Genomic DNA, 13,639 nt, shown 5'->3' on the forward strand with positions numbered 1-13,639 from the left:
ATGAAGGGTTAATTGATGTAACTGCTGATTTCGGATGATGCGATTTTTATTAATGAAATCCGCTCAAAACGCCCCGCAACAAATGTAGTACCTACAATCAGGAGTGAGTTGTCGGCCCCTTCTTTTACAGATGAAAAAGTAAAAGGGTTGAGGTATCCAATTCGATGCGTTCCTGCAACACTGCCATCAGAAGCATAAAAATTTAAAAGTATCTGCCTGCCTTTTGTTTCAGAGACAAAAAGAGAGTAGTCAGACCCTGAGTTATAATTGATGATTTTCGTTGGTGTGTAGGGTTTAATTTCTGCCATATTTCCTGGATACAGATCAGCACTTGAAGAGATTCCGCCTGTTGTTAGGGTAGTAGAAGCAAGTTGATAATTTGCATCAAATTGATAACCAGCTACTGCAAAATCACTGCCGTTTAAGGGCATAACAGCCCTTAACCCAGCGTTGGTGGATTGTCCTTGGACTACTCCTGTGGGAGCATCCGAAAAATCTGTAAACACAAGAGAGAAACTATAATTATAAAACCCATTGAAGAAATAATTTCCGGGTGAAAGCTCACCACAAAAAAACGGAAGAGGTCTTTCTGTGGCATTTAGATAATGATTGATGATATCTTCTTCCACATCATCACCTGGACCGATCGAATAGCTATTACCACCAATAAAGGAGCCATCCAGACCTATTTCTGATATCTCTGTTTCTAACGAAAGTGGATCATAGCTTTGAAGAAGTAGGTTTCCCCCACTTGTGACATTGGATGAAAGTGGGTAGTTGATTCCACTTATTGATACTTCGACTTCAATTTCAAGTTGTGGGTTTATGCCTAAAAGTATAGCCTCCAGGGTTGTGGGATTCATAGCAAAGAAGTAACTATTGCTGTCCGCCTCATTTAGGTACATTTCACCGACAGGGACAACATAATCATCCAGGACAAGATCAAATTCAAAGTTGCCTTCATCATCAATTTTTAGAAGCTGAACACCCATAAAATCAGTGTTGTTCAGTTCCGTGCCTGTTAGGATGATAAATCCATCGACTGTTTCAACCACATCAATTGGATTATAACTCACATCCAGATTGGAGTCATCATAGATTTTAAAGAAGGAATCACTTAACGCTGGTTCATCGTCCGTGCATGAAACAAATAGCGGGAATAGAATTGAGATTATTATAATCTTAAGGTGGCTTTTGAGCCGGGCAATTTGGTAGTATTTATGATTTGCGCACATTTTTTCAATAATTTGGCTGACCTCTCAGGTCAATAGGCTTTAAACTGTTGATCAATGAATCTGAACGGAAATACAAAACCCAGCGAAACGCTTAAGTCTCTAAGAAAAATTTCATCATTGGTTTCACCCAGGGAAGCCAATTCATTTTGTTGAGCATTTGGCCTGGTGGCGGAGGTCAGTGATCTTTGATACCCAACTTCAAAAACTGTACGGATATTCCAATAGTCAAGATTAACTCCAATACCACCTGAAACGCCTGAGAAATTTTGAAAAGCATTTTTTACTGCAAGTGAGGTCGATCCGCCTGAAGAGCGTAGGGGGTTACCATTTGCATAATCTATCTGCTCAATGGACACTTCTTTTTGTGCTGAAGCGATAATAGAATAAAACCCACCAACCATCACGAAGGGTCTGATCTTACCGGATCGAATGAAATCATATTTTATCATTAACGGAAGTTCAATTAGGTCCAGGCTTTGCTCTACATCATAGCGCGTTTCAAATCTATTGTTTGAAGATTCACCACGCCACTCAAGCAAGCTGCTATACTTGTATTTACTTCGCTTATATGCAGGCTGAAAGGAGGCTGAGAATCCATTATGGTAAAAATTCATTTCCAACCCCATGTGGGCACCAGGTAATGCAAAATCGTCATAGCTTTTTCGTAGGCTGTCTGCATTGTAGTCAATGGGACTAAATCCCGTATTTCTTGTTTCAGGATAAGCCTGAGAGTAGTTGATGCCCATTCTTAAGCCAAGCCAGAACTGTGTATCAAGAAATGATTCCAAAGGGTTTTTGTCTGGCTTCATTTGAGCCTGGAGCGGACCAGAGGCCATCGTTATAAGCAAGAGAAATAGAGCCTTACTTACGAACCATGAGTCTTTTTGTATCATCGAGCATTTCAGATTTAGCTTTTATAAAATAAAATCCAGGACTAAGGCCATTCAGCATAAAAGAGAATGTATGAGTACCAGGCGCAACCCTTCGATTGATTTGAGATACAATACTTCCTCGCACATTAATCAATTGCACGTTTACATCCTGATAGTTATTTACGAGGATTTTAGCCTGGGTATATGAACTTGCTGGATTAGGATACACAGACTCAATTTTATACTTCGCTTTCACATAGTCTTTTTCTCCCAGAATCACTTCTTTTATGAGATCCATGGGTTCATAATTACCACCTTCAGGATTTGGTCCATCAATGAAATCTCTGAAGAAAATATCATTCGAAATGACTGATTTTTCAACACCCATCCATTCATGCAGGATGTTGGCGTAGATTTGACGATAATCAAATTGCATACCTACATTGCCTCTGGATACATCTGGCACTGTTCCATAAATTCCGGGCTTCACCCCAAGTCCAAACATCATAACAGGTCCTCCTGTACCGTGATCACTGCCATAACTACCATTTGATCCGATCCGTCGACCAAATTCAGACATGGAAATCGTTAGCACTCTATCTTCCAGCCCTCTCGATCTCAAATCCTTTTGAAAAGCAGCCATAGCCGAAGAAATATGATAAAGCAAAGCGGAATGAATACCCATGGTTGGATCATACGCTTCTACTTGAGACGCATGTGTATCAAATCCACCCATTTTCACTAAAAAAACTTTTGTTTTAACGCCTCCTTCAAGCAATCGAGCAACAAGTTGAAGCTGGGTGCTGAGTGGATTTCTTTTCGATCCTTCCGGAGCATTAAATGGATAGGCTTCCGGATAAGATACCGATGTTTCAGAAGCAGAATCATAGATTTCAGCTAATCGCTTGATATAGGTTTCTGATTTATCCTCCAGTCCCAAGATCCAGTCCATCTCTTTGCCATAGGGTGAATTGTTTAAGAATGCAGGAGGTGTTCCTCTGGGATCTACACCCTCATCTACAAACCCCTCAAGCTGTTCAATGAGGTTGGCAAGGTTGCCGGGGCTGCTTCCCAAAGAGATAGATGTTGGGATATTTCCATCCTGATGGAAAAGAAGGGATACGTCGTTTCCCATTTCCAGGGCCAGAGGGTCAGGCATTTCTTCAGTCGGGAAATCGGTCGGGTAGGTGAGAGGTTCATATTCTTTGCCAAGATATCTACCGACCCATCCCGAGCTGAAATAATCATCCGCATCTCCACCCATAAACCAGATATCGCGTCCTCTGAAGTGGGAGCCATTATTATTTTCGTACGATACACCTTGAAATACAGCTGCCTTTCCAGTATCGTATAGCCGCTTGAAGTCATGCATGTCCGGGTGTAACCCAACTTGCTCTTCTGATGCAACAGTACTGTCAAGAGGAATAAGCGTTCGATTTCCAACTTTATGGGGGATGGCAATGTTGGCCCTTCTACTATAATATTCGTCGTAATTAGCTATTGGTATTATGGTATTGAGCCCATCATTTCCACCGTGCAGTTGAAGGATGATCAGTACCCGATCATTATCACTTTGTGCGGCGAGATTTTGTATGTCCTGATGAGAGCCAAGGAGCTTCAGTGGCACTCCCTGAAAGGCAATCGGAGCTCCAGCAGCAAAACCTATCTTTTTTAAAAAATTTCTTCTTTTCATCTTAGCTCCGTTTTCTTCCGATCACATTAGTTGGTATTCTGGTGATTGCAGCATAGCGTTAAAAAGATTGGACAGTTGATTGGCTATAACTTCATCATCAAGTCCGTTAAGCCACCTATTAGTCCACATATCCTCAGGATCAGGGTCAAGCTGGGGTGAATAGAGAAATGCAGTTAAAAAGTAATTCAGTCTTTCAACTGTAAGCTCTCCAACGTCAGGAGTGTCAAAACTTAAATTCTCCGCCGTTGGTAGCAAGTACTCAGCCACAGCAATTATTAAATCTCGTGCATTGCTTGCCACAGCGTCTGGAAAATTATTTCTCACAAATTGCAAAATGTCTACCTGACCCATTTCCATTTCCATCCCCTCCGAAATCGATCCTCTAATAAAATTATATCTGTTGGTCAAATAATTAGTTGTGATCCAGCTTCTGTTGAAAATAGGAAACTGATGATAGGCAGGGTATCCTGCTACCTCAAATGGCTCATAATAATCCATTCCCTGTAGGCGTATTTCACCAAGCACTCCAATAGTGAAATCATAATATTCAGTGAGGTTTGTCTCATAATCAGGTAACTGTATATCAAAGTTTCGGATGAATCCCAAAACCACATCTAAAGGGGATTTGATTATGCTTCCAAAGTTGTTATCACCTTTACCAGCCTCTGCTTCATAAAAATGTCGACTTGTAAGCAGCGCCTCTAATACAGGTTGGAGTTTGTAATCATTAGCAGTAAAAATATCTGCCATCTCCTGAATGATGTCATCTTGAAGGGATTGATCAACCTGATGATAAACAAAGAACCGATAAACTTCACGACATATGCTTCTGGCTGTTTCTTCTTGATCATAAATCAAATCAACAAACTGACTGATCTCGTCAAGTACACTTTCTTCGGTGGGATTGCCTGCCAGTTCGAGCGTAGCATCTGGAGTGACCGATGCATTGCCCATTCTTGAACTAAAACTTTTTACTCCTTCCTCATGGCTTGTGGCGATATTGCCACCTCTCACTGTGCCTCGCGGCAGGCCAGTATCTTCGTCAATGTTTGAGAATGTAGGATCTACATTAAAACCGGATAACACTTGTGCACCCGCCTGAACATCTTCTTCTGTATAATAGTAATAATCTCCTTGAAACTCCGGTTCGGGTACGTTCCCTTCCAGACCCCTACCGATGGAATAAAGCTCTAAAAGTTCGCGCGCATAATTTTCGTTCGGACTCCCTTTCACGTTGAATCGGCCATCCAGAAATACCAGCATGGCATTATCTACACTTATTTTTTTTGTTAGCTGCTTGAAATTTCGTGGTACAATGGTGTCAGGATCTATTGGATCATCTGCGGGAATTGTAATATCCTCTCCATCAAAAGCAAAAAGTCGGAATAGGGCTTGTTGGTAATAGAGACCCCTTGAACTTCCCACAACCGATCGCTTTGTTGTGAAATGTGTATGCAAGAAAAAAACCAGTCTTTCTCTAAAGATGTATGGTAATTTCAAGGAGTCATCGATACCGTTTGCAAGCATTTGCCCGAGATGCCAGGCAAGAAAGTATTGTTCAAGCTCAAAGCCCTCACTTTGTGAATTACCAGTAGTAATCCATTCGCTTCCGGTCAATGGATCAATCGGAAGTACCGGATCAGGTAATTCTGTGTTGAAAAGCTGAGCTACTGCCTGCGCCGGGGTGAGGGTTGCAAAGGTGTCAATCTCGGTAATTGAACCACCAAAGCAAGTGCGACGAAGTAGGTGAGCAGCTCGCTTTTTCCCTAGCGTACCAGTCAGTGCATTTAAAGGCATTTGGAGCTGTTTGATAATAGAACACTAAAATTAAGTTAATTATTATAAAAGAAGTGATAAAAAATCTCCAAATAGTTAAATTAATTGTTGATGCAATAAAAAACCCGCCGTTAGGCGGGTTCAGCTTATTATTTCAATAAATTCTTATGTCAACATGCCACCGTCAACCTGGATGGTTTGTCCTGTAATATATCCTGACATGTCAGACCCCAGGAATACACACGCATTGGCAATATCTTCGGGTGATCCGCCTCGTTTTAATGGAATTGCATCTCTCCAGCTTTGAACTGTTTTTTCATCCAGCGCATCTGTCATCTCCGTTTCAATAAACCCGGGAGCGATTGCATTGCATCGAATGCCTCGTGAGCCAAGTTCCAATGCTACAGATTTTGTGAATCCAATAATACCTGCTTTGGATGCTGCATAATTAGCCTGACCGGCATTTCCTTTTAGCCCAACAACGGATGACATATTGATAATGGAACCACTTCTTTGTTTCATCATTGTTCTGCATGCGGCTTTCACCGTATTGAAGCAAGACTTAAGGTTAATGTTTTGAATGGCATCCCAATCTTCTTCGCTCATTCTCATGAGCAGGTTGTCTTTTGTTATTCCCGCATTATTGATAAGTATATCCAGCGAACCAAATTCTTCCACCACATTGTTTATAAGCTCTTGTGCTGCTGTGTAATCAGATGCATCAGATCTGAATCCTTTAGCTTTGATTCCTTTAGCCTCGAGTTCTTTTTCCAGAGCCTCTCCTTTTTCTACGCTTGAAAGGTATGTGAAGGCAATGTTGGCACCTTGCTCAGCAAATGTTTCTGCAATGCCTTTACCTATTCCTTTGGATGCTCCTGTTATGAGGGCTGTTTTTCCTTCTAGTAGTTTCATCAGTTATATTTTTCTTTTTTTAAGATCAGATGGAATTATTCAATTCATCTTGATGATTCAAATTGTTGCCAAAGATAATGATAGAGAGAAGACTGCTTAGCTCTTATATTCCACAACTTTTCGGGTTAAATTTGCGGCTCAATATTAAAATCTAATAGAGCATGGCATCAAAATATGATCTTATTGTAATCGGAAGTGGACCTGGCGGATACGTCGCAGCTATCAGAGCTTCTCAGCTTGGAATGAAAGTGGGAGTAGTAGAAAAAGCGGAGCTTGGTGGTGTTTGTTTGAATTGGGGATGTATTCCAACCAAGGCGCTTCTTAAAAGTGCACAGGTTTTTGACTATATCAATCATGCTTCCGATTATGGGATCAATGTGAAAGATGCAAAAGCTGATTTTACCGGGATGGTGAAAAGAAGTAGGGATGTTGCAGGTGGAATGAGTAAAGGGATTCAGTTTTTATTTAAAAAGAACAAAATCGATCACCTGGCTGGATATGGCACGCTCAAGAAGGGTAAGAAAGTAGAGGTAAAGGATGAAAAAGGAAAAGTGACTACCTATGATGCAAATCACATCATTCTTGCAACAGGTGGTCGTTCCCGAGAATTACCTAATCTTCCTATCGATGGTAAGAAAATCATCGGGTATCGTGAAGCAATGGTATTAGATAAACAGCCTAAGAAAATGGTTGTGGTTGGTTCTGGTGCAATCGGAGTTGAATTTGCCTATTTCTACAAAACGCTTGGTACCGAAGTGACAATTGTAGAGTTTATGGATCGGGTTGTGCCTGTTGAGGATGAGGAGGTAAGTAAGCAACTGGAAAGAACTTTCAAAAAGTCAGGAATGAAGGTGATGACCAGCTCTGAAGTGACCAAGGTGGATACAAAAGGTTCAGGCTGCAAAGTGACAGTTAAAACGAAAAAAGGAGAAGAGCAGATAGATTGTGATGTAGTACTTTCAGCTGTTGGGGTAGCTACAAATATTGAGAACCTTGGTTTGGAAGCAGTAGGTGTGAAAACTGAAAAAGGCAAAGTCCTGGTGGATGATTACTACAAAACCAATGTAGACGGTGTTTATGCAATCGGAGATATTGTAAAAGGTCAGGCTCTGGCCCATGTAGCATCTGCAGAAGGTATCATTTGTGTAGAAAAGATTAAAGGCATGAACGTGGAGCCGTTGGATTATAATAATATCCCGGGCTGTACTTATTGTTCACCTGAAATAGCTTCCGTTGGGTATACAGAGAAAGCCGCAAAAGAGGCAGGCTATGAAATTAAAGTAGGTAAGTTCCCATTCTCAGCTTCGGGTAAAGCCAAAGCAGCTGGTGCTTCAGATGGTTTTGTGAAGGTTATTTTTGATGCAAAATATGGAGAATGGCTGGGAGCGCATATGATCGGATTCAATGTGACTGAAATGATTGCCGAAGCTGTAGCCGCCAGAAAGCTCGAAACAACAGGTCATGAAATTATCAAAACTGTACACCCTCACCCAACTATGAGTGAGGCCGTAATGGAAGCGGCCGCTGCTGCTTATGATGAGGTAATTCATTTGTGATCTACGTAGAAATACTAATCAGAAAAGGAGCCCTTCATAAATGAAGGGCTTTTTTTATGCTCATAAAATCTTTCCTCAGTGTATTGGAAGACACTTTCTTACTAATTTCTCATTTTCCTGAAGACTCATTTCGTTACTTGCGTAGAGAATAAATACTTAAGTATAATGCGTAAAAAACAATAAGCCCACCCTCGGAGAATTTGGCCTGCCTAACACCCCCAATTTTGAGGCATTAATAAATAATTGATTTCCAGTTTGTTTGACATCACAATTAATACTACTGGCAAGAGACAATTAAACGCTAGAAAAAATGGGCATACACTACCAATTGCTGAGAAGGAAAAGTTTCTCTTTAAAAAATTTAATTAAGCAGTTTTTCATAATTACCGTTCTTTTACAGACGAGTCTCCTTTTTGGTGCACCTGGAAGGTCAGACACACCAATTATCTCTACGGATGTTTGTGGATTGTCTTTACTTACTCAGATAACAGGAACATCTACAGAGTCTGAAGGCTCTATCATTAATCTCTATTTGAGAACTTCCCTTTTTGATACTAAGGTATTGCTGGGTTCTACCACTGTTAACTCAGACGGTACTTGGAGAATTGCAGGTCTTAATTTGACATCCGGTCTTCTTTCGGCGACTGCAACTGCCTCAGGAGAAGTTGAAAGTTTGCCAAGTGCTGAAATAGAACTTACTGTTCCACCAGTTATTTCTCAAGGTGTTCTTTCGCACCCTACCATATGTGGAGTATTAGATGGTTCGCTTCAGTTACTGGGATTCTTGCCATTTACAGAGTATACCATTCAGTATACGGATGAAGATGGATTTCAATCATTGAACCTAACCTCTGATGCCCTTGGATCTGTTACGATAACCGGTCTTGGAGATGGTGAGTTACAAGAAATTCAAGCTGTTTTAAATGGCTGTGTGTCTAACACCATTTGTTCTGTAGAATTAGAAGAGCCATCTATACCGTCTTTTACATTAGGCGTTCCCGTTCAGCCAGTAGTGTGTGGAGGCACGGGTTCAATATTGATAACGGGTGCTCCTCTTGCAGCACTTGATTATGATGTTTCTTACTTTGATGGTAATACGACTGTCAGCACAACTATCACTTCAGATGGAATTACTGGAATAATTACCATTTCAGGACTTTCAGCAGGAACGTACTCAAACTTCCAGGTTTCAAGAAATGGTTGTGACGCGGGGTTGATCCTCGATCGTATCACAATTTTCGATGGACTTCTTCCAAGTACTGTGACTTTAGGTACTGTGACTCAACCATCAACTTGTACAAGTTTAGATGGTGAGATTCAACTACTTGGTGTACTGGCGCTCACTTCATACGATGTTTCTTATGAAAACAAAGACGGTGTTACAGTTACAACGACAATAGCTACCGGGGCAGGTGAAACAACAGTCGCTTTACCTGGATTGGGCGAAGGTGTTTATCGAAACCTCAGAGTTGAAAGCCTCGGATGCTCCTCTACTCCTTTAGCTGAGGTTAGTTTGTCTTCATTGCCAACCATCTCTTTAGGTAGCATTCTAAGTCCGCTAAGCTGTTTGTCTGCAGATGGCTACATAGAAATTGAAGGATTAATCTCTGGTGAGATTTATGATATACGTTTTCAGGTAAATGAAGCTGATCAATTGGTTTCACTTACTGCGAATAGCTCAGGGATTCTTGAAATTGAAAATTTGGAAAGTGGATCTTACACCAATTTCCTTGTAGAACAGGGTGATTGTCAGTCAAATATTTTAGACGATATAATCTCGCTCGACGAAATTGCCATTCCGGAGATTTCTCTTAGCACCACACAATTGCCTTCCGCATGTGCTGCTTCTGATGGAGAAATCACTTTGTTAGGTCTTCTTCCAGGAACTACTTATGATGTTTCTTATAGAAATATTTCAGGTCTTCAGACTGTCTCGATAACGGCAGATGCTGGAACAGGAGAATTAACAATCCCTAATTTGAGTGCAGATGAATACAGTGACATTAGTGTTTCATTAAATGGGTGCTCTTCTAATTCACTTGTTTGTCCAATAAACCTTGATGTTGTTCCTGCTCTCTCACTCGGTGTTGTTACTCCGGAAACTACCTGTGGTGCAGAAGATGGTACAGTCACACTACTTGGTCTAACCGGTGGTGTAAACTATGATATAAGCTATGTGAATATTGAGGGTCAGCAGTCGCTTGTGGGAGTGCCTAGTTCTGTAGGTGGAACAATCACACTCACTGGGCTTGCTGCTGATACTTACTCAAACATGACAGTTTCGCTCGGAGGATGTTCCTCAGAGCCATTGGCTGACATTAGCCTCGGAAGTGTGTTGGATTTGGTTGTTAATTCATCAACCATTCCTACAAGTTGTGGAGCAACTGATGGATCTATTGTTCTATCTGGACTTACAGGATCTTCAAACTATGATGTAACATACTCAGTTGATGGGGTTGCAACAACCACTAATTTGAATAGTGTTGGTGGACTACTCACTCTCTCAGGTTTGGGTGCTGGTACATATAGTGGGATAAAGGTGAATGATGGCTCTTGCGACTCAAATACTATTTTGAATGCGATTGATTTAAATCCAATAGGCATTCCATCAGTATCCCTTGGTTTAACAGTAAACCCAACGTCATGTGGTGTTGCAGATGGCTCCATTTCACTAGCGGGTTTAGTGGCCAGTACAGCTTACAGTGTTAACTACACTAACTCTGCAGGAGTACAAACAGCTTCTTTATCAACAGATGCATTAGGAGTACTTACCATTTCAGGTCTTGAGGCTGATGATTACCAGGACTTTTCTGTCGAATTGTCTGGTTGTGAATCAAATGTGTTAGAAGATATTGTAAGCCTGGTTGACTTGGGAACGCCCGCAATATCTCTTGGAACAATAACTTCTCCGACTGTTTGCAGTGCAATGGATGGTTCGATTGAGCTTACCGGCTTAGTACCAAGTACGCCGTATAATATTTCCTACAGTGAAGGTGGAGCAGATCAAACTATAGCATTATCAGCTAATGCAGATGGAGAATTGGTTATTCCTAATTTATCTGCCGGCATTTATGAAAACATTAAAGTTGAGGCAGGTGGCTGCTTGTCAGTATCAGTTGGCCCTCTCGAATTAGAGTGCTTTCAGGATGCAGTGTATACCATTTTAAATAAAACCATCGATCAACTCAATAATACGGATAGCTTAGCTTACCCAACAGATGCTGACGGGGCAATAGTTTGCGCACAAGTTAAGAGTGGCACTTTACCTACAGGTACATCTATCAACGCAGAAAGCGGAGTTATATATGTTTCAACAGAAGGAGATTTAACTGTTGGTTCTTCAACCGTTTCGATACTTACAGTAGACGCAAAAGGCGATACTACCCAACAGGATGTAACGGTTGTGATTCTAAATGATACACCAGATGCTCAAAATGATTCATACACAGTTGATGAGGGAGCTACCCTAAGTGTAAATGATGCAGATGGTTCAGGAGGAAATCCAGCAGTATATGGGGTTATCGTAAATGACTCTGATATCGCAAACGCAGGATTAACAGTTACGAAGTTGACAGACCCTGCTAATCACAATGGGACTTTCGTTTTAGATTCTGACGGAACGTTTGTTTACACGCATGATGGTTCAGAGACTACCACTGATTCGTTTACCTATCGTTTATCTGATGGAATGGGTGAAACAGCTGACGCAACAGTCACTTTTACTATTAACCCTCAGAATGATGCACCGGTAGCAGTAGCAGATACTTACACCTTTGATGAAGGCAGCACAAACAATGTGAATGCAGCGATTGGTGTATTGAATAATGACAGTGATCCTGATGGTGATGCAATCACAGCGATACTAGTAGGAGATGTATCGAATGGCACACTGACCTTGAATGTGGACGGCAGCTTTGATTACACCCATGACGGCACAGAGACGACAAGCGATAGCTTCACATACAAAGTGAATGACGGAACAGTAGACGGAAATACAGTTGAAGTAACCTTGAATATAAATGGTGTCAATGACGCACCGGTTGCAGTTGCTGATTCTTACACTTTTGATAAGGGATCTTCTAATTCGGTTAACGTTGTTTCAGGTGTTCTGACTAATGATTCTGATGCAGACGGTGATGCACTTAGTGCCATATTGGTTACCGATGTATCCAACGGAACATTAGCGCTTAATTCGGATGGTAGTTTTGATTACACGCACGACAACACTTCTACCACAAGTGATGCATTCACATATAAAGTAAATGATGGCACGACAGATGGAAATACAGTATCTGTTACGCTCACAATAGTGGAAACAAATCCAAATCTTGTGACCGTTGCTGACTCATATACATTTGATGAAGGTTCAAACAATTCAGTCAATGCCGCAAGTGGTGTTTTGGATAATGATGTAGATAATGTCGGAAGTGGTATCACAGCCGAATTGGTTTCAGATGTCTCTTTTGGAACGTTGACCTTGAATGCAGATGGTGGCTTTACTTATACTCACGATGGCTCAGAGACAACTGTTGATAGCTTTGAATATAGAGTTACTAACGGCACTGATAACGGCAATGCCGTAACAGTAACCTTAAACATCACGCCTCAGAATGATGCACCGGTAGCAGTAGCAGATACTTACACCTTTGATGAAGGCAGCACAAACAATGTAAGTGCAGCGAGTGGTGTACTAGACAATGACAGTGACGCAGATGGTGATACTTTCACTGCAATCTTAGTGAGCGATGTATCGAATGGTACATTGACACTGAATGCAGATGGTAGCTTCGATTATGAGCATGATGGCTCAGAGACGACTGTTGATAGCTTCACTTACAAGGTGAATGATGGAACAGTAGACGGTAACACCGTAACCGTAACACTAAACATCACACCCCAAAACGATGCACCGGTAGCAGTAGCAGATACTTACACCTTTGATGAAGGCAGCACAAACAATGTAAGTGCAGCGAGTGGTGTACTGGACAATGACAGTGACGCAGATGGTGATACTTTCACAGCAATCTTAGTGAGCGATGTATCGAATGGTACATTGACACTGAATGCAGATGGTAGCTTCGATTATGAGCATGATGGCTCAGAGACGACTGTTGATAGCTTCACTTACAAGGTGAATGATGGAACAGTAGACGGTAACACCGTAACCGTAACACTAAACATCACACCCCAAAACGATGCACCGGTAGCAGTAGCAGATACTTACACCTTTGATGAAGGCAGCACAAACAATGTAAGTGCAGCGAGTGGTGTACTAGACAATGACAGTGACGCAGATGGTGACACTTTCACTTCAATCTTAGTGAGCGATGTATCGAATGGTACATTGACATTGAATGTAGATGGTAGCTTCGATTATGAGCATGATGGCTCAGAGACGACTGTTGATAGCTTCACTTACAAGGTGAATGACGGAACAGTAGATGGGAACACTGTAACAGTAACCTTAAACATCACGCCTCAGAATGATGCACCGGTAGCAGTAGCAGATACTTACACCTTTGATGAAGGCAGCACAAACAATGTAAGTGCAGCGAGTGGTGTACTGGACAATGACAGTGACGCAGATGGTGATAC

Annotated in this window: 7 protein-coding genes; 2 read left to right on the forward strand and 5 right to left on the reverse strand. The window is 41.4% G+C overall.

What is annotated here, in order from left to right; translation table 11 throughout:
• Positions 1 to 8: 8 nt before the first annotated feature.
• The 5 genes from CHB71_RS03995 to fabG form a co-directional block, all read right to left on the reverse strand.
• Entirely contained in the window at positions 9 to 1,235 is a 1,227-nt protein-coding gene (locus tag CHB71_RS03995; protein WP_089355578.1) for a hypothetical protein, read from the reverse strand.
• Positions 1,236 to 1,264: 29 nt separating this feature from the next.
• Complete coding sequence (locus CHB71_RS04000) at positions 1,265 to 2,128, reverse strand: outer membrane beta-barrel protein (protein ID WP_089355579.1); 864 nt, start codon at positions 2,126 to 2,128, stop codon at positions 1,265 to 1,267.
• On the reverse strand, positions 2,097 to 3,800 hold the full coding sequence (locus tag CHB71_RS04005) for a DUF1501 domain-containing protein (RefSeq protein ID WP_089355580.1): 1,704 nt from the start codon (positions 3,798 to 3,800) through the stop codon (positions 2,097 to 2,099). The genes CHB71_RS04000 and CHB71_RS04005 overlap by 32 nt, the downstream gene beginning before the upstream one ends.
• 21 nt (positions 3,801 to 3,821) lie before the next feature.
• The gene (locus tag CHB71_RS04010; protein ID WP_089355581.1) at positions 3,822 to 5,597 is read right to left on the reverse strand and encodes a DUF1800 domain-containing protein; all 1,776 of its coding nucleotides are present in this window, start codon (positions 5,595 to 5,597) and stop codon (positions 3,822 to 3,824) included.
• Positions 5,598 to 5,741: 144 nt separating this feature from the next.
• The gene (gene fabG, locus CHB71_RS04015) at positions 5,742 to 6,488 is read right to left on the reverse strand and encodes a 3-oxoacyl-[acyl-carrier-protein] reductase (protein ID WP_089355582.1); all 747 of its coding nucleotides are present in this window, start codon (positions 6,486 to 6,488) and stop codon (positions 5,742 to 5,744) included.
• 161 nt (positions 6,489 to 6,649) lie between these two features.
• On the opposite strand from fabG, the gene lpdA reads away from it, so the two are divergent.
• Together lpdA and CHB71_RS04025 are read left to right on the forward strand one after the other, a co-directional pair.
• Positions 6,650 to 8,044 (forward strand): dihydrolipoyl dehydrogenase, encoded by a 1,395-nt coding sequence (gene lpdA, locus CHB71_RS04020; protein WP_089355583.1) that lies wholly within the window; start codon positions 6,650 to 6,652, stop codon positions 8,042 to 8,044.
• Between the two features lie 310 nt (positions 8,045 to 8,354).
• The coding region (locus tag CHB71_RS04025) for a beta strand repeat-containing protein (RefSeq protein WP_144017321.1) at positions 8,355 to 13,639 on the forward strand (5,285 nt) is incomplete at its 3' end.

Origin of the sequence: Ekhidna lutea (assembly GCF_900188325.1) — a bacterium.
Classification (GTDB): domain Bacteria; phylum Bacteroidota; class Bacteroidia; order Cytophagales; family Cyclobacteriaceae; genus Ekhidna; species Ekhidna lutea.

Coding starts and splice junctions, on each gene's coding strand:
- CHB71_RS03995 (WP_089355578.1), bottom strand. CDS start 1,235: ATGTGCGCAAATCATAAATACTACCAAATTGCCCGGCTCAAAAGCCAC.
- CHB71_RS04000 (WP_089355579.1), bottom strand. CDS start 2,128: ATGATACAAAAAGACTCATGGTTCGTAAGTAAGGCTCTATTTCTCTTG.
- CHB71_RS04005 (WP_089355580.1), bottom strand. CDS start 3,800: ATGAAAAGAAGAAATTTTTTAAAAAAGATAGGTTTTGCTGCTGGAGCT.
- CHB71_RS04010 (WP_089355581.1), bottom strand. CDS start 5,597: ATGCCTTTAAATGCACTGACTGGTACGCTAGGGAAAAAGCGAGCTGCT.
- fabG (WP_089355582.1), bottom strand. CDS start 6,488: ATGAAACTACTAGAAGGAAAAACAGCCCTCATAACAGGAGCATCCAAA.
- lpdA (WP_089355583.1), top strand. CDS start 6,650: ATGGCATCAAAATATGATCTTATTGTAATCGGAAGTGGACCTGGCGGA.